The sequence below is a fragment of the Tenacibaculum profundicola genome, from assembly GCF_057220795.1.
Genome location: NZ_CM170137.1, coordinates 2,993,794 through 3,012,230 on the forward strand (window position 1 = coordinate 2,993,794; position 18,437 = coordinate 3,012,230).

Below are 18,437 nucleotides of genomic sequence, written 5' to 3' on the forward strand. Positions count from 1 at the left end.
TGCATCCTTTAAAACAAGAAGTTACAGATGCAATACAATCATCAAGAGATAGAAAAAAAGTGGCAAGAATATTGGGCTAAAAACCAAACATTTAAAGCTAGTAACGATGCTGATATGCCGAAATACTATGTGTTAGATATGTTTCCTTATCCATCAGGAGCAGGGTTACACGTTGGGCATCCATTAGGGTATATTGCCAGTGATATTTATGCGCGTTATAAACGTCATAAGGGATTTAATGTATTGCACCCGCAAGGATATGATAGCTTTGGTTTGCCTGCCGAACAATATGCTATTCAAACAGGGCAACACCCAGCGGTTACTACTGAAACGAATATTAAAACATATCGTGGACAATTGGATAAAATCGGATTTTCATTTGATTGGTCACGCGAAGTACGTACTTCAGAACCAGCGTACTATAAATGGACACAATGGATTTTTATTCAGTTGTTCAATTCTTGGTATAATAAAGATACTGATAAGGCAGAAGATATTTCAATCTTAATCACAAAATTTGAAGAAGAAGGAAATACAGGAGTAAATGCAGTTTGTGATGAGGGTATTATGTCGTTTTCAGCAGAGGATTGGAAGCTTTTTTCTGAGCAAAAGCAACAAGAAATTCTGTTGCAATATCGTCTTACATATTTATCGGATACAGAGGTAAACTGGTGTCCAGATTTAGGAACTGTATTAGCTAATGATGAGATTGTTAATGGCGTTTCAGAACGAGGAGGGCATCCAGTAGTCCGAAAGAAAATGACCCAATGGTCTATGAGAATTACCGCTTATGGACAACGATTGTTGGATGGTTTAGCAAAAATTGACTGGCCTCAGCCTTTAAAAGATAGTCAAACGAATTGGATCGGCAGATCTCAAGGAGCAATGGTAGCGTTTCAGGTGGAGAATCATGACGCTTCTATTGAGGTGTTTACAACACGTCCTGATACTATTTATGGTGTAAGTTTTATGACGTTAGCTCCTGAACACGATTTGGTTGCTCAAATTACTACCGATGAACAACGTGCTTTGGTAGAGGCTTATGTTGAAACTACAGCAAAGCGTTCTGAACGCGATAGAATGGCAGATGTAAAAACAATTTCTGGAGTATTTACAGGAGCCTATGCAGTTCACCCATTTTCAGGGAAACAAATTCCTATATGGATTGGAGATTACGTGCTGGCTAGTTATGGTACGGGAGCTGTTATGGCAGTACCTTGTGGTGATCAGCGAGATTATGATTTTGCAAAGCACTTTGGGTTAGAGATTCCAAATATTTTTGAAGGAGTAGATATCTCAGAAGAAGCATTTGCCGATAAAGACAAAACAATCATTGCGAATTCTGATTTGCTCAATGGATTAGCCTATAAAAAAGCGATGAAAACCATTATCTACGAAATGGAACAACGTGGAATTGGATATGGAAAGATAAATTATCGTTTGCGCGATGCAGTATTTAGCCGCCAACGTTATTGGGGAGAGCCATTTCCAGTATATTACAAAAATGGAATGCCTCAAATGATCGATACGCAACAGTTACCAATTGTGCTGCCAGAAGTAGAAAAATACTTACCTACCGAAGATGGAAAACCACCATTAGGAAACGCTGAGGTGTGGGCTTGGGATACCATAAACAATCAAGTTGTTGAAAATTCAAGAATAGATAATAAAAATGTATTCCCATTAGAGTTAAATACGATGCCAGGATGGGCAGGAAGTTCTTGGTATTTTAATAGATACATGGATGCAACCAATGAAGGTGAGTTTGTAAGTAAAGAAGCGGTTAATTATTGGAGAGATGTTGACTTGTATATTGGTGGATCCGAACATGCAACGGGGCATTTGTTGTATGCACGCTTTTGGCAGAAATTTTTGTTTGATAAAGGATTTTTACCAGTTGATGAATTTGCTAAAAAACTCATTAATCAGGGAATGATTTTAGGAACTTCTGCCATTGTGTACAGAGTTTCTGGAACCAATACATATGTGTCTTCAGGTCTTAAAGAAAATTATAAAACAGAGGCACTTCATGTCGATGTGAAGTTGATCAATTCGTCTGATGAGCTAGATCTTGAAGCATTGAAAAACTGGCAACCTCAGTTCGCTGAGGCTGAATTTGTGCTAGAAGAGGGTAAATATATTGTAGGAAGAGAGGTGGAAAAAATGTCTAAACGTTGGTTTAATGTGGTCAACCCAGATGATATATGTTCAGCATATGGAGCAGATAGTTTGCGTTTATTTGAGATGTTCTTAGGCCCACTAGAACAGTTTAAACCTTGGAAGACTTCGGGGATATCAGGGGTGTACTCATTCTTAAAGAAATTATGGAAGTTGTATGTGGGTGAAAACGGAATGAATGTTTCCGATGTAGCACCAACCAAAGAAAATTTAAAAACACTACATAAAACCATTAAAAAAGTAGAAGAAGATATAGAGAATTTCTCGTTCAACACGTCGGTTTCAACATTTATGATTGCTGTAAATGAATTAACCGCGCAAAAATGTAATAGCAGAGCTATTTTAGAACCATTATTAGTCTTGGTGTCTTCTTATGCACCGCATATTGCAGAAGAGTTATGGAACCAATTAGGACATAACGAATCTATATCGACTGTTTCATTTCCTAAATTTGAAGAGAAGTATTTGGTAGAATCTGAAAAAGAGTATCCTATCTCGTTTAATGGGAAAATGCGATTTAAACTCAATTTACCATTGGATATGAGCAAGGAAGATATTGAAAAAACGGTAATGGCTCACGAAAAAACACAACAACAACTGCAAGGACGTAGCCCGAAAAAGGTAATTATTGTACCGGGTAAGATTGTTAATATTGTGGGCTAATTAAGGGTTTATAACTATTACAAAACAGAGGCATTGCAAACAGTAATGCCTCTGTTTTGTAATACTATCTGATGTTGATTTATCGACTACTATTGTTATGGTAAATGCCGATCTATAGGTGATACAATTTTGACATTGAATTTTTTCTATTACTGTACTGTTAGAAAACACAAGCATGCCTTTAAGGAAATGGTTGTGTAACGTTACCTAAGAATCGGTATAATACTATGCTTAATTTTTATTAAAAATATAGCATCATTTTATTTTACAGTAGTTTCATCAAAGATTGTATAATATTGGTTTAGCGTTGAATCTTCGTTTCTCAGAGCTATAATAAAGAGGTGTTAAAGTGGAGTTATTCTAGCGTAGTTTGCTTATGATGCTTATGAGAAGCCTCTTTCTTGGAGGGTTTTAAAAAGTAAATATAAAGAAACAAGGAGTGGTTTGGGTACAATAGCTTTAAACTATCAATTTAAAGTATTGGTAACTAGATCTAAAATATATTTTTCTTGAATATTTCTACATAAAAACAACAGCATTTCATTAATTAATGAATACATAGTGTATTTGCTAAACTTTTATTAATTTACACGCAAAACATATAACTTTAGTGAATATTTTATCCTGTAACAAAAATGCGCCCAATGCTCGTTATTTTTCTTCGGTAAACGAGATACCCCATGAAATATTTGACGAGTTGCAGTGTGCAACCAACTTTTATTTTAACCCTAAATATTTAGAGGCCTTAGAAAAAAATAACCCGCAAATACAGTTCGCATATATAATTTTATTAGACGATAATCAGAAAGTTGTTGGTTTTACAACAATCCAAATAGTTGATTTTTATTGGGGTAGTGTTCAGAGTGATATGCAATCAGCCATTGAATGGCTGCGATGTATGGGAAGGAAACTAAGAATTCTTTCTCCTGAAAAGCCCTTTAAAATACTTACCTGTGGAAACACTTTTGTGTCAGGAGAGCATGGTATTTTTATTCATCCAGCTCAAGACAAAAGAAAGGTGTTGAAACAATTTGTGAAAGCACTCTCGTATTTTGTAACTAGCAACTCACTCTTGAAAAATGGGATAGATGCTTTTATGATAAAAGATTTTATAGAAGAATCGCTGTTTATCACTAATGATTTGCACGACGAAGGTTTTTATTCGATTACAGTAGATCCTAATATGTTTTTTCAAATAGATAGTGAATGGAATGAGTTTAATGACTATTTGGCTTCAATGAAAACGAAATTTCGAGTTAAAGCAAAAAGGGCACTCATGAAAAGTGCCGATTTACAAGTCAAAGAAGTCACTAACGACAGTATGGAAGAGCTGTTACCTCAGATGACGAGTTTGTATAAAACAGTGTCTAATAACGCTAGTTTTAATTTAGGGGATTTCAATCTAGCAACCTATAAGACCCTTAAAGAAAATTTGAAAGAGAGTTACTTTGTTAAAGGATATTGGTTAGAAGACACCTTGGTTGGGTTTTCATCAGGAATTATAAATCAACATTCATTAGATGCCCATTTTGTAGGTATTAATTATGATTTAAATAAAGAATATGCTATCTATCAGCGTATGCTTTACGATTACATATCTCTTGGAATCTCCAAGAAATTAACAACCATAAATTTTGGAAGAACGGCAAGTGAAATTAAAAGTTCTATTGGGGCAACTCCACAAGAAATGACCATCTACATACGGCATAAGAAAACAATACCAAATAAAATTTTAAAGTTGTTTTTAAACAAAATTAAACCAACCCCATTTAAACAAAAACACCCGTTTAAAAACAAACAATAATTTAAAAGTAGCAAACGATCATGAAGGATACGCAAGAATTATTAAAAGTTCTAATATTGGATGATATTGGAAACGGCAACTTTAACGGAATCAGTAAAGACATTGGAAGTCCTAATGTTTTTGGTGGACAAGTACTGGCGCAATCGTTAAATGCGGCCTATAGAACGGTTCCGGAAGAACGTATATTACATTCATTACATTCTTATTTTTTAGAACCAGGAAATTTAGAAATCCCCATTACGTATAATGTTCAAACAATACGTGATGGGGGTAGTTTTTCAACAAGGCGTGTTACCGCCTATCAAGGTGAAAAAACGATTTTTATACTGGCTTGTTCATTTCATAAAAAAGAAGAAGGGCATGAACACCAAATACCCATAAAGAAGGATATAAAGCAGCCTGAAGAATTGTTAAGTTGGACGGATATGTTAGATCAATTTGGTGGGTTTTTGCCAAAAAAGATGAAAGCTTTTTTAAGTATAGTCCGACCTATAGAGTTTAAACCGGTTCAAGTAGTAAACCCCTTTGATAACGAAGACCTACCACCGATTGTTGATGTGTGGTTTAGGTTAAAGGGTCATAGCAATGATTTAGCTTTAGCGGTTAAACAACAGATTTTAACCTATATTTCGGATTATAATATTTTAACAGCTTGTTTATATCCCAATGCAAGTAAAGCTCATTTTGGCAATACTCAAATGGCGAGTTTAGATCATTCTATGTGGTTTTATCGTGATTTTGATTTTGACGACTGGATGTTGTTTTCTGTAGAAAGCCCAAATTCTTTTGGAGCTCGTGGTTTTGCTTGTGGAAATATTTTTACAAGAGATGGCAAACTAGTAGCTTCCGTGGCTCAAGAAGGATTGATGAGGCCAGAAAGAAAATAAAAAAGAGGTTGCTTTTTAGCAACCTCTTTTTTATTTATTGTTTCTTAACTAATACTATTTTTTCCAGTTGCTTCGCTACAAGTTGTTTGTAGAAATCTTTTAGGTTCGGGTAATGCGTTGGAGTTACAATGCTTTTGTTTATCTGTAAAATGGAAATTAATTTGATTTTACCATTCTTATGAGATATTTGATATTTGAACACCCCTATGTTTTCTGGTAATTCAATGGCCAGTGTACTTGGTGCAGATGCTACCGTATAGTTCTCAGGAATACTTATCGATATGATATTTTTGTCGAGCTGAGGATAGACGAAATCTACAGGGAAATTACGTTCATTTGATTTAAAAACATTTTCTTTTTCTGTAAGAAAAAATAAGGGTGTAAAGTATAGTTTACCGTTGAGCTCTTCAATAAAGTCATCTCCGTCAAATTTAAAAGATCGTACGATGTTTTTTGAAAGATTCTTTGAATTACTAGTTTTAAAAATGTCAACTTCTATATGGTAGTTTTCTTCCAGTTTAGTAATAACATCTTCTTCCTTTTTTACGTTGTTTTTCATTCTGTAATACATAGCATTATGTCCGCTATAAGAAGTTCTTAGCATCCCGTTAATAGAAAGATCGTCATTCATCTTAATATGTAACGTATTGCTTTGTATTGCGTGTTTGGTAGGTGTTAAACTAACCCAGTTAGAGGTTTTACTGTCTAAAAGTTCTCTTCCGTTCCAATTTAAACATCGGCTAGGAAGTATATTGGGAATTGCATATTTTTCAGTCGCATCTAGAAGCATGTATGATTGATCTGGAAAATTAACTTTACAAATAACATAATTAAATCCGTTGTTTGTTGGAAACATAGGTATTCCATTTGATTTAGTACTCACCAGAACAGGGTTTGCATTTAAGCCTGCAGTACGTAACATCGTTGTTAGAATCAGGTTAATTTCAGCTACATTTCCTGTGCCTTCTTTGTAAGCTTTTTTTACGCCTTTTTCTACCCATTTACTGCGGTATTCGTTCCATTTTACCTTGTTTTTAACAAAATTAAATATGGAAGATAGTTTTTCTAAGTCATTTTTAGCATCTTTAGTAATAGTTGCTAAATCATCTTTAAAATAGCGTTGTTTTTCTAACTGACCACCAAAATCAGAAGATGCATATATGCGTTTGCAAATAGCTTCCCAAGAAGTAGCGTGATTTTGATACATGGCATTAGGAAATCTTGTACCAGAGAGCTCAAAATCAATACCTCCTCGATAGTTGTTAATATTACCCGCATAAGGTTCGTCATCTTTTAATGCAGGAATATTGGTGTCATTAAAAGAATAGGTTTTAGTTGAATAGGAGTGGCTATTTTGATGGAAAGTTGTACTTGTCTGGTTAGAACTACTAACTCTTTGTTTTGTGGTGTAATCGAAGGATTCACTAGAAGAACTCTCTTTTAGTGGAACATTGTAATAACCTTTAGACCTCTTGTTAAAAATAAAATACTCAGGAATTTTAACTTGATAATCTAACTTGTCAACTGGAATCCCATATTGGAAATTCAATGTTTTAATGCTCCAATAAGGAGAGGTGTTTTTGTATTTCAAGTCAATAATAGATCCTTCTTTTAAATTTGGGAAGGCAATTTTTTTCTGAGTTCTATACTTGTTTAATTTTTCGTCAAAAATATCTTTCTTCGATAATTTTTGTTTGTTGATTTTGCCGTCAATAAGGGTAAAAGTATAGCCTTTTAAACCAGATACTTTTTCTCTTTCACCCGATTCGGGCGTATAGTAAGTTATCTGTTTATTGGCATATTCAAACCCCTCCTTGGTATATATTTTTATGCGATCGTGATATTCTGTTACAAGGACAAAACCTTTATTAGTATCGTATTCGAAATACGTTTTTCTTTTCTTGTATAGATAAGCAGCGTCTGCTGTTGAGTCAATGGGATGTATTTTTTCTTCTAACTCTTTTTTAGCAATTTTACCGAATTTTATTTCTTGTGCGTATGTAAGGGCCCCCAGAAAAAAAATGAGGATGATGATTAGTTTTTTCATGTTTTTTTATAGTTTATTTAACTCAATTCTTTGGTTGTCGTATTTGGCAATTGTTTTCATAAATTTTCTATAAGGTTTGTAATCTTCTTTCGGGTAAACACCTTCAACTAAAGAAAACTCTCTTGTATACCTAAGGGTGGTATTGTTAATTTTTTCAATAGCCATTTTATAATGCCCAAATTTATTGGTGATCTCCTTGGCTTCTGGTACTTTGTTTAAAGCGAAGCCTGGGGGTAGTTGCAAGGTATACGTGTCTTCATCAGTGAAACTTCGATATATTTTTAAGGGTCTTTTTCTAGTTCTATACCTTTTAGGGATATTGGTAAATCTATTTAATATATTTACTTTAACTAAGTAATTATCTGTGTTTACAGTGGCGAAATCAGCAATGGCTAGTTCAATGTTTTCGGTAAATTCTATTTTGTCTTTATCATTCTTTAGGTCAACTTTAATAAGCTCTAAATTGTTATTATAATCCCAAACGCTCGACTTATAGTGTTTTTCCAATTCTTTCTGAGTGTAGTCTTCGATAAAGAATTTATGATTGTATTGAATACCGTATGATTTTCTGTTCAAGGTGACTGCTACATCGCCGTTTTCTTTTAATTGAATATCGGCATTAATGGTTTGTAAACTATTGTTTTTATAGCTTGGCGTTCTTTTTAAAACCCCGCCTTCTGGGGTCACAACAAGCACATCTCTATCATCAGTAAAATCACCTAAAAATCCAAAGGGCATGGTTTGACTGGTACATTCTAACCAAATATCTTCACCATCATTTGGTACATTTAAAATGACATGGTTTCCTTCTATTTTCGGAAAACTATAGTTCATGTTTTCTTTTTGACTTCCTGCAAATAGCTCAGTAAAGTAGGAATCAACTCCTACTACTTTTAATAAGGCTCTTGTGTAATTGGTAAGGCCTTTACAATCACCATAACCAACCTTATCAACATAGCTAGCTTTCATAGGACGTAAACCACCTATACCTATACTTACATTTATATATCTAGTTTTATTCTGAACAAATTCATATACTACTTTGATTTTTTCTTTTGGGTCATTAATTCCTTTTGTTAAGGTTAATATTTTTGATTTAGTAGATTCCGATATTTTATCAATATCTTTATAAAATGTATTATATTCCCATATACCTAATTCTTCCCAGTTTTTTGCAGCGCCTTTAACACCTTTGTAAGCAAATAAATTTAAAGCAATTGATAAGTTAGGAGTAAATTCACTAAAACGAATGGTATTGCTTTCATGTTTAATTGCAGGTTGATTTGTTAATTTATATGTTAAACCTGAGTCAATTGTAGATTTTTCTACGGTATATCCTTCAAAACCGTGTTCTCTTTTTCTCAACGCAATATTGGAAGGGTTCAGTATTGTGTAAACACTTTTTTCTACAGCGACATTATACCCTTCAATTGGAAACCAAGAAGGTATAAAGGCCGTGGATGTATTTTTGCGTTCCGATTCAAAGACAATAGTATATGGATAACCTGTAGGGGTGTAGTCTAAATATTTTACCCTAGCATCAGAATATAATGTACCTCCACTAACAGCACTTACATCTTCAAAGTCGTTTTTAGAATATTTTTTGATTTTTTTACCGAAGGAATTAAAAACAACAGCGGATAATTTGGTTATTTTCGTGTCTTCATTATAGTGTTGATAGGCATTGACATGTGTTTTACCTAGCTCATTTAGCACCGTTACAATTCTTTTTTCTTTAATGATAAGTTTATCAGTAGCTCCTATTTCAATTGTTCTTTCAGAAGATCGTATGACAGCGTTTGCCTTGTCTTTTAACTCATCAGGAATAAAAAGCGCTGATACGTCAAGATCTTGCGAAAAGATAATTTTAGGTAATAGGAAAATAATTACTAAAATAAGCGGTGTTAAATTTTTCATGCAGTTTTTAGATTAAATAGCCGTGCAAAAGTATGAAAAATTGAGGGAATAAAAAAACAAGGTATTTATGGAGAAGTATTGGAGTCCGTTTTTCAAGAAGTGTTACCCTTGACGTACAAAAAAGCCTCTTGTGTGAGGCTTTTATATTGATTTTCAGGTGATTTTTCTCAATCATACCGTCTCTTAAGTTATGCCAGTTATTGTTTGAATTTACGGTAAATTCAAATGGTAAATGGCATTACACAACCATTTCCTTGCAGTCATGCTTGCGTGTTACCTAAAGAGCAGCATTTACCATAAATGATTACGGTCGGTAAATTAACATCAGAATTGAGTTAATTAATAGGGCTACTTTTTAGTTGTGATATATACCCGTTGTGAGTTGTCCTTGGTTTTTTTGACAAAAATACTGGCAATATGTTTAGAATCTATAGTCGTCAGTTGTTTTTTAGTAATTAAGGTGTTATCTAAAAAATAGCTTGTTTTCGTGTTTTCATTCCCTAGTGTTGATGAACTATGATGTTTAGTTATTAAACTACTGATCTTTCCTTCCTTGCTTGGCGGTGGGGGAATAACTGATACTTCTCCTTGTTTAATGACCTTGTTGCTGTGCGGTGGCGGTGGAATAACCGAAGTTTCTCCTTCTTTAATGATTTTCTTGCTTGGTGGTGGTGGAGGGATCATTGAACGCTCTTCTTTTTTGTGAGTCATACTATGCGGAGGAGGCGGAGGAAGAAGACGTTTTTCCTCTGCGGTTAGTTCCGAAATGTTTTTAGTAGTTTTTATGCCATTTTCAGAAGTATAGGTTACCTCAGTGCTCTCGTGCTTACTGCTACTAGAACTTAAATCTGTATTGGGCACTTTTTTTACATGAACCGTTTGATGGTTTTGTTTCTTTTGAGCCTCAACTCTTTGCGCAAACAGAAACGTAAACGCCATAAGTAACGGAAGTACGGCTAGTTTTTTTAGTAGTATTTTTGTTTTCGAACTTTTACAAGTCATCATAAGTAATCGTTTTTTTGTTAATGAATAATAATTAAAATTACTGGCCAAGTAATAATCGTTGTTCCAAGAGGTTTTATTTAGTAGTAAATATTGATACTCAGAAATATTTTTATGTAAACTAATCACTTTGTTATCGGCTAAGAATTCGTGATTAAGTTGTGTGTATTTTTTTAATAAATAGAATAGGGGGTTGAACCAAAATAGCACTAGTATAAATTCAATGAATAGAATGTCTAGTGTATGTTTTTGTGTGGCGTGCGTGAGTTCATGCGTAAATAACTCTTCTTCTATTTTCTGAAGCTTAAATTCGTTCTTATTTATAAAGATATAATTCCAGAAGGTATAAGGGCTTATGCTATCTGTGACCAAAATAAGAGTTGCGTTTTGGTAATGGATTTGGTCATTATTTTTGATCTTTTTTAGAATAGATAAAAGGTTTTTGCCAAATCGAATGAGTAAAATACTCGAAACTAACAATGAAAACACAATAAGGTACTGAACGTAATTTGTTGGGGTTTCAATGAGATATACTTCTTGAGATAATACTAGGTTTTCATTTCTGAAAAGAGTAATATCAGCGCTTGGTAAAGAGTTTGTATAGATGGTATGGAAAGGAATTAGGAAGGCAAATAGAGTGCTTCCTAATAGATAAAATCTATTAAACTGATACATTTTTTCACGAACTAAAAAGTAACGATAAAAAAGTAAGAATAGGGCTAAACAAGTTGAAGATTTGAGTAAATAAATAATCATTTTTTTTGTGCTTCTATTTGGGTGTCAATCAATTCTTTTAATTCTTCTAATTCAGAAATAGACAATTTTGTTTTTGATGTAAAGAAGGAAGCGAATTGGCTCGCAGAATTGTTAAAGAAATTTTTAATTAAACCATTAACGTGCTTTGAAAAATAGTCTGATTTCTGTACTAATGGAAAGTATTCTCGTGACTTACCAAAGAGCTTATAATCTACAAATCCTTTATCGTGCATTCGTTTTAATAAAGTAGCAACGGTTGTGGTTGCAGGTTTAGGTTCAGGAAACGCTTCTAATAAATCTTTCATAAAAGCTTTTTCTAGTTTCCATAAATACTGCATAAGTTGTTCTTCGGTTTTTGATAGTTGCATGGGTGCTTTTGATTTTATTGCTCTACAAATGTAGAGTATTATTTGTGTTCTACAAGTGTAGAGATGTTAAAATTTTGAAAAAATATATATTGTATATTTTTAACTTTCTATAAAAGCTTGGAAATGAAATTTCTTGAACTAATGTTGTAATGTTTCCTGGGACTGTTTTTCGAAAGAAAATTTTGAAAAAAAGCATCGGTGTAAATCATTGAAAACTATGGCTTTAAGAGTAAGATTAAATCGTATTATACAACCATTTCCTTGCAGTGATCCTTGTGTTTTATACCAGTGAAGTAATAGAGAAAAATTCAGCGTTAAAATTGTATCACCTATAGATTGGTGTTTATCACAAATAATTAGGGTAGGTGAATTAACAATAGAAATGGTATAAGACTAGAGAGATATTAAAAAGCCTACAGTTTTGTGAAAATTGTAGGCTTTTATGATGTGATAAGAAATGAAATTTTTATTCAGATAATTCTGTGAAGTATTTATAGAAAAAAGGGATTGTTTCAATTCCTTTTAAGTAATTCCAAACACCAAAGTGTTCATTCGGAGAATGAATAGCGTCAGAATTTAACCCAAATCCCATTAAAATAGTTTTACTTTTTAATTCTTCTTCAAACAAAGCTACAATAGGGATACTTCCGCCACTTCTTTGCGGTATAGGAGTTACGCCAAATGTTTCTTGATATGCTTTGCTAGCTGCTTGATAACCGATGTTATCTATAGGAGTGACATAGCCCTGACCACCATGGTGAGGCGTTACTTTTATACTCACACCAGTAGGAGCTATACTTTCAAAATGGGTTTTAAATAATGTAGTAATTTCTTGCCAATTTTGATTGGGTACTAAACGCATAGATATCTTGGCGTAGGCTTTACTTGCAATAACTGTTTTAGCTCCTTCACCTGTATAACCTCCCCATATACCATTGACGTCTAAGGTAGGCCTAATAGAATTGCGTTCATTGGTAGTGTACCCTTCTTCTCCATATACTTCATCAATATCTAGAGCATCTTTATACTCTTTTAATGAAAATGGTGCTTTTGCCATTTCATCGCGTTCTTCTTTCGATAGTTCTTCTACGGTGTCATAAAAACCGGGAATGGTTATATGGTTGTTCTCATCGTGCAATGAGGCAATCATTTTGGTTAGGATATTAATAGGGTTAGCGACCGCACCGCCATATAACCCTGAGTGTAAATCTCTATTAGGTCCAGTAACTTCTACCTCTACGTAGCTTAAACCTCGTAAACCAGTGGTTATTGAAGGGATATTGTTAGCGATCATTCCTGTGTCTGAGATTAAAATAACATCGTTCGCTAACTTTTCTTTGTTTCTCGGTACAAACCATGCCAAGCTTTCAGACCCTACCTCTTCTTCACCTTCTATCATGAACTTAACATTACAAGGAAGGTTTCCTGTATGCGTCATGTATTCTAATGCTTTTACATGCATGTACATCTGACCTTTGTCATCACAAGCACCTCTTGCAAAAATAGCGCCTTCTGGATGAATATTGGTTTTTTTTATGATGGGCTCAAAAGGAGGAGAGTCCCATAAGTCTATCGGATCAGCAGGTTGTACATCATAATGGCCATACACCAATACGGTTGGTAAATTATGATCGATAATTTTCTCACCATAAACAATTGGGTAACCAGGAGTTTCACAAATTTCTACATTGTCACAGCCCGCTTTTTCTAAACTTTCTTTAATAATGTCGGCGGTATTTAATACGTCTTGGTTATAAGCAGGGTCAGCACTTACTGAAGGAACTTTTAATAAATCTACAAGCTCATCTAAAAAACGTTGTTTGTGCTGAGCTATATATTCTTGGATAGTTTGCATAGAAAAATAATTAAGTAGGCTAAGTTACTTATTTTTCAGGAAATGTATTTTCACAACCTAAAAATAGAAAAGAGTATAGCGTTGCGATAGTCAACAAAAATAAACCTTAAAATGGTGCTGTTTCGAAATTCTAGCATATAATCTATCTCATAATATAGTACATACCAGTTCGAAGTTAGCATAGATAATTATGGTCGGTAAATTAATATCAGAAATGGGATTATAGTAAAGTGCTCTTTTAGAATAGCTTTTTATAATCTGCTAAAATGTGACTCTTTTTTGTTTTTTGTTTCTAACAAGGGAAGTTTTTTTTTAATTTCCAAATATTTAGTTTCCCTTTAAGAGAATTTCTCTTAGATAGCCACGTTTTAATACAAAACGTGGTTTATTTTTTTAAAAAATAGATAATGATTTATTTACTTTTATAGGGTGGATTTGTTTATTTTTGCACCACATTAGTTATCTATTTAAAATTTTTAGAAGGGTTTTAAAATAGAATTAGCGATAAGCTCTCTTCGGAGAGCTTTTTGTTTTTGTAGAGCCTTTATTTTTTATAAAATTGAAGACTCCCAAAAAGGTAGTGTTAAGAAAAAACAATAAATAGTATTAATGTCTTTGTCTTTTGAATATTTTATTTATATTTGCACGCACAATTCGAAAAAGTACGCGGGTGTAGCGGAATTGGTAGACCCGATAGACTTAGGATTTAAGCAAGAAAAAGTTCATAAAAATATATAAATGCGGGTGTGGTGGAATTGGTAGACACGCCAGACTTAGGATCTGGTGCCGAAAGGTGTGGGAGTTCGAGTCTCCCCACCCGTACAAAAAAGCTCTCAAATTTTTGAGAGCTTTTTTCATTTAAAAATGCTTTATTTTTTTTCTTGGGTACAACAATAAAAACTAGACACTTTATGCTTTTTAGTTATTAGGAGAGCTGTCTAGTATGTTGCACATGTTTTTTATTTTTTGACTTCCATTTTTTCAACCCACCAAATAAAAATAACAAGCCAATAGTTAAGGCTATACTAGATTGAATAGTTTCAGATGTTGTAGTTATTCCTTTTGATATAGCGTATGATTGTTCTGCGATTGCACGAAAAAGGTAAATAAATGCAATTGTGAAAATTCCCAATTTTAAACATGGTAATTTTCTAGTTTTACTAGCTGCAAATAGCCCATATATTCCGAAAATAAAGAATATAATTGCTACAATAACTGTTAGTAGGTATGGCAATGTATGATGAATTTTAGAAAGTCCTTGCATTCCTTCTCCTGCACCGGTTTTTTCAAACATTTGTTCTGCCCATAATAATCCAATCATATGAGCAACAGCAATTACGATGTTTAATATTCCGCCTATTTTAAGCATTTTTATCTATTGTATTGAGTCCGATCATTGTAAATATTCCAATAGGAAGAAAAAATATCCATTGAGGTACTAATATCGCATAATAAAAACCAGTTATAATAAATGGTAAGCAGAATAATAAATTTAGATACCCAATTGATTTTATCATTTCAGTATTTGTAGAGTATTTTTTTCCAAATCCGGCTGACAATAAAATGTAGGAAGTCACTAAAAGAATAATGGTAACCATATTCCAAGCACCTACTAGTTGTGAACTTTTTTCTAGGCTTAATGATGTGTCAATCATAGGATTTACGAGGTCTAATTGACCACCAATTAGATGTAGAAATAAGGTTGCCGTATTTAAAATTCCTGCAATTATCCAATAGTTATTTTTTGTCTTCATGTATTAGTATTTTATAAATTGATGTAGTTCGTTTTTCACTTCAACCATATAGTTTACACTTTGGTTTTTGTAGCGAATCATTTCGTGGTAACCGATTAAATATTTGTAGAATAATCTTGATTTTATCAAGGCTTCATTTTCTGTAAACCCTATTTCAATCAAAATATTCTTAGTGTAATCAATTCTTTGGCGATCTATTTTGTCTATTAGCATTTGGATTGCCTGATCTTTAAGAGCATACCTTTTTAGAAAAAAAATGAAATCCAAATTAGGTTCTTTCTTAAATGCTAATTTTATTAATGCATTAAATTTTTCTTTACCTGGGGGATTACTTTCTACCGTTGTAATTATTCTGTCTGTATCCGTAGCAACCCAAAAAGCAATTATTTCGTTTAAAAAATCTTTCTTTGTTTTGAAATACCAGTAAAAACTTGATTTATTTACCTTCAGTTTTAAAGCCATTTTTTCAATGACTATTCCGTTAATTCCATTTTCAGAAAATAACGAATATCCTAGAACTATCCAGTCTTCCTTTTTTGCTATTATTTTTGGCATTATTAGACGTTATCGTTTAATAATGCGAATGTATGGTATAATTTTTAATAAACGGTAACGTCTATAAGGTTTGTTTATAAACAAAAAATGATTTTCAGAACTAGGTCTCGGTTTTTATTTTATAGGCTCCTGAAGAAAAAAAGTAAAGTAAGCGTAGGCTACTATTTCAATATTTCGTATCTAAGTTGTTGTGCATTTGTGCTTTCTCTTTTTGTGATATCCAGTTTGCTACAATCGTAGAAACTTTTGTGGTAGAATTTTTATATAAGTGGTTGCCATCGGTGTAATCAAATAACTCATTTTGAGGAGTCATATCTAAGTAACCGTTTGATGCATATATAGCTTCTGTTATTTTCAAATTAAAATCAGGCATTAATTCTTCTTCAATGTCCATCATACTTTTGTAAATAGGTAATCTCACAAGGTATACATTGCCATATTCTTTTAAGTAATTTACTGTTTTAACCAGATAATTAAGTCTAACTGAAGAGAAATTGGTTTTTGGCAAATGTGTATATCTATATTTTTTTATTTTTTTTGAAACCCTATTTGCAACGGACGCACTATCCATTTTGATATTGCTAATTTCCATCCAACCATCCTTATGTAAGTACATATTTGGATTTTTTTTGTATAAAATATCTGAATATCTACCCGAAAGGTTCTCAAGTAAGTAGGGAATATTTGGGTTAACATCCACAAGCTCTGTTTTGTTTAAACAGAGCTTGTTTTCTCTGAATTTGGTCAAATCATTTGGAGGGTCGCACCAACTAGAGATACTCCAAGGGTCTACTGTAACAATAAATAAACCCCCATTTTTTTTGTTATGTTTTCTCTTTACGCTTTCGTAGTACACTTTACCAAAAGGACTATGAATAATTGTAAAAGAGAAATTATTTAGGTCTTTGTTAAGTATTTTCTTGAATACTTTGGGCTGTAATCCTTGGGCTGCACGAGAAGTGCCTAATATCATATTTTGTTGTTTCGGCGTTGTAAAGCGTATATAAAACGCGTCCGTATAGCCATCTGCACTTGAAAGAATAATCAAAATTATAGCTATTGTAGTAATACTAGTTATTGATAGTTGTAATATAAACTTCTTCATTCTTCTAAAATTGAAAGTAAATAAATTCTTGTTGTTTACCACTAAAGAGAAAGATGATAACTGCAACTAAACAATAAAAAGACCAACGAATATACTTCGGCCATTTTACACCAAGGCTTGCAGTTGCAAATTGCTGATCTCTTCCTTGCCATTCAATTAAAACAAGAAATCCGGTTAATAGAATGGTTGTCAAAGCACTGCGCATATCTTTAAATTTTGGGCTTTCAAAAAGTGACGGGGATAACATCTCTGATATATAACTGAAAGCATGGCTGATATTTTCTGCTCTAAAGAATATCCAAGCAAAGACGGTTAACCCAAACGTTATAAGCATCATCAATAATTCTTTGGCAGTAGGTAAAGGTGTATCTTTTGCTACTATTTCCAAATAATTTCGGTTGTTGTTGGTTAATAAAAGTGGTAAAAAGTAAATAGCATTTAATGCACCCCAAACGATAAAAGTCCAATTTGCACCATGCCAGAATCCGCTTACAATGAAAATTATAAAAGTGTTTCTAACTTTCATTAACGTGCCACCGCGGCTACCTCCTAACGGTATGTATAAATAATCTCTAAACCAAGTTGACAGTGAAATGTGCCAGCGTCTCCAAAACTCCGAGATGTCTCTTGAAAAGTAAGGAAAAGCAAAATTGCGCATTAGATTAAACCCGAAAAGCCTTGAAGTACCAATGGCAATGTCTGAATAACCAGAAAAGTCACCATATATTTGGAAAGTAAAAAACAAAGCTCCTAAGAGTAGCGTGCTACCGTTCATGTCTGCCGAATTGTTAAAGATCTGATTAGCAAACTCTGCACAATTGTCTGCAATGACAATTTTTTTAAACAAACCCCAAAGTATTTGGCGCATACCGATAACTGCTTTTGAATAATCAAAAGTTCGTTTTTTGTAAAATTGAGGTAGTAGATTTGTTGCTCGCTCAATGGGACCTGCCACTAATTGAGGGAAAAAGCTTACAAATGCAGAAAATGCAACGAAGTCTTTCGCTGGTTCAAGTTTTCTTTTGTAAACATCAATTGTATAGCTCAATGTTTGAAACGTGTAGAAACTAATACCAACTGGTAAAATAATATTTAATGTGTTCGCTGTTATTTCCGTTCCAAAAAATGAAAAGGCCGAAATGAAGTTGTCGAGAAAAAAATTATAGTATTTAAAGAAGCCTAAGAAACCAAGATTTACAATGATACTTGTCCATAAAAGGATTTTTCTGTTTACTTGATTATTGTTGTTGTTTAATTTTCGCCCAACAGTATAGTCAACTATTGTACTGAAAATAATCAATATTAAGAATCTCCAGTCCCACCACCCATAGAAGGTATAGCTTGCGACTACAATTAGAAAATTCTGGAGTTTTAAATTTTTGTTTGTCACAAACCAATAGAGAATAAAAACTATCGGTAAAAAAAACGCAAAATCAATTGAGTTAAAAAGCATTTATGATCTAATATTTTATTTGTTCTTTTTTGCAGTATCGCTCTTCTTGCATGAGGTACTGTTTAGTATAAGAAACGTTGCCATCTCGCTAGT

General features: G+C 33.2%; 13 protein-coding genes and 1 tRNA gene. 4 read left to right on the top strand and 10 right to left on the bottom strand.

The window, feature by feature from the left end:
- The first annotated feature begins 27 nt into the window (after positions 1-27).
- The 3 genes from leuS to AC2TDS_RS12890 all read left to right on the top strand — a co-directional run bounded on the left by leuS (position 28) and on the right by AC2TDS_RS12890 (position 5,532).
- On the top strand, positions 28-2,841 hold the full coding sequence (leuS, locus tag AC2TDS_RS12880) for a leucine--tRNA ligase (RefSeq protein WP_484735987.1): 2,814 nt from the start codon (positions 28-30) through the stop codon (positions 2,839-2,841).
- A 610-nt stretch (positions 2,842-3,451) separates the two neighbouring features.
- Entirely contained in the window at positions 3,452-4,645 is a 1,194-nt protein-coding gene (locus AC2TDS_RS12885; protein ID WP_484735988.1) for a GNAT family N-acetyltransferase, read from the top strand.
- A 20-nt stretch (positions 4,646-4,665) separates the two neighbouring features.
- Complete coding sequence (locus tag AC2TDS_RS12890; RefSeq protein WP_484735989.1) at positions 4,666-5,532, top strand: acyl-CoA thioesterase; 867 nt, start codon at positions 4,666-4,668, stop codon at positions 5,530-5,532.
- Positions 5,533-5,566: 34 nt separating this feature from the next.
- Here the strand turns inward: AC2TDS_RS12890 and AC2TDS_RS12895 are convergent, their stop codons facing one another.
- The 5 genes from AC2TDS_RS12895 to AC2TDS_RS12915 all read right to left on the bottom strand — a co-directional run bounded on the left by AC2TDS_RS12895 (position 5,567) and on the right by AC2TDS_RS12915 (position 13,477).
- A complete protein-coding gene (locus AC2TDS_RS12895) occupies positions 5,567-7,579 on the bottom strand; it encodes a DUF3858 domain-containing protein (protein ID WP_484735990.1) in 2,013 nt (670 codons plus the stop codon).
- A 6-nt stretch (positions 7,580-7,585) separates the two neighbouring features.
- Positions 7,586-9,496, bottom strand: coding sequence for a DUF3858 domain-containing protein (locus tag AC2TDS_RS12900; protein ID WP_484735991.1), 1,911 nt, complete (start codon positions 9,494-9,496; stop codon positions 7,586-7,588).
- Positions 9,497-9,844: 348 nt separating this feature from the next.
- Entirely contained in the window at positions 9,845-11,254 is a 1,410-nt protein-coding gene (locus AC2TDS_RS12905; protein WP_484735992.1) for a M56 family metallopeptidase, read from the bottom strand.
- Positions 11,251-11,622, bottom strand: coding sequence for a BlaI/MecI/CopY family transcriptional regulator (locus AC2TDS_RS12910; RefSeq protein WP_484735993.1), 372 nt, complete (start codon positions 11,620-11,622; stop codon positions 11,251-11,253). The genes AC2TDS_RS12905 and AC2TDS_RS12910 overlap by 4 nt, the downstream gene beginning before the upstream one ends.
- 466 nt (positions 11,623-12,088) lie before the next feature.
- Positions 12,089-13,477: a dipeptidase gene (locus AC2TDS_RS12915; RefSeq protein WP_484735994.1), complete on the bottom strand. Its 1,389-nt coding sequence runs from the start codon at positions 13,475-13,477 to the stop codon at positions 12,089-12,091.
- Between the two features lie 740 nt (positions 13,478-14,217).
- On the opposite strand from AC2TDS_RS12915, the gene AC2TDS_RS12920 reads away from it, so the two are divergent.
- Positions 14,218-14,299, top strand: a tRNA-Leu gene (locus tag AC2TDS_RS12920).
- A gap of 103 nt (positions 14,300-14,402) precedes the next feature.
- Here the strand turns inward: AC2TDS_RS12920 and AC2TDS_RS12925 are convergent.
- From AC2TDS_RS12925 to AC2TDS_RS12945, 5 genes are all read right to left on the bottom strand, one after another.
- Positions 14,403-14,846, bottom strand: coding sequence for a hypothetical protein (locus tag AC2TDS_RS12925; RefSeq protein WP_484735995.1), 444 nt, complete (start codon positions 14,844-14,846; stop codon positions 14,403-14,405).
- Positions 14,839-15,231 (bottom strand): hypothetical protein, encoded by a 393-nt coding sequence (locus AC2TDS_RS12930; RefSeq protein WP_484735996.1) that lies wholly within the window; start codon positions 15,229-15,231, stop codon positions 14,839-14,841. Before AC2TDS_RS12930 ends, AC2TDS_RS12925 begins: the two co-directional genes overlap by 8 nt.
- A gap of 3 nt (positions 15,232-15,234) precedes the next feature.
- On the bottom strand, positions 15,235-15,786 hold the full coding sequence (locus tag AC2TDS_RS12935; protein WP_484735997.1) for a TetR/AcrR family transcriptional regulator: 552 nt from the start codon (positions 15,784-15,786) through the stop codon (positions 15,235-15,237).
- Between the two features lie 166 nt (positions 15,787-15,952).
- Positions 15,953-16,891, bottom strand: a complete 939-nt coding sequence (locus AC2TDS_RS12940; protein WP_484735998.1) for a hypothetical protein — start codon at positions 16,889-16,891, stop codon at positions 15,953-15,955.
- 4 nt (positions 16,892-16,895) lie between these two features.
- A complete protein-coding gene (locus tag AC2TDS_RS12945; protein ID WP_484735999.1) occupies positions 16,896-18,344 on the bottom strand; it encodes an MBOAT family O-acyltransferase in 1,449 nt (482 codons plus the stop codon).
- Positions 18,345-18,437: the final 93 nt, after the last annotated feature.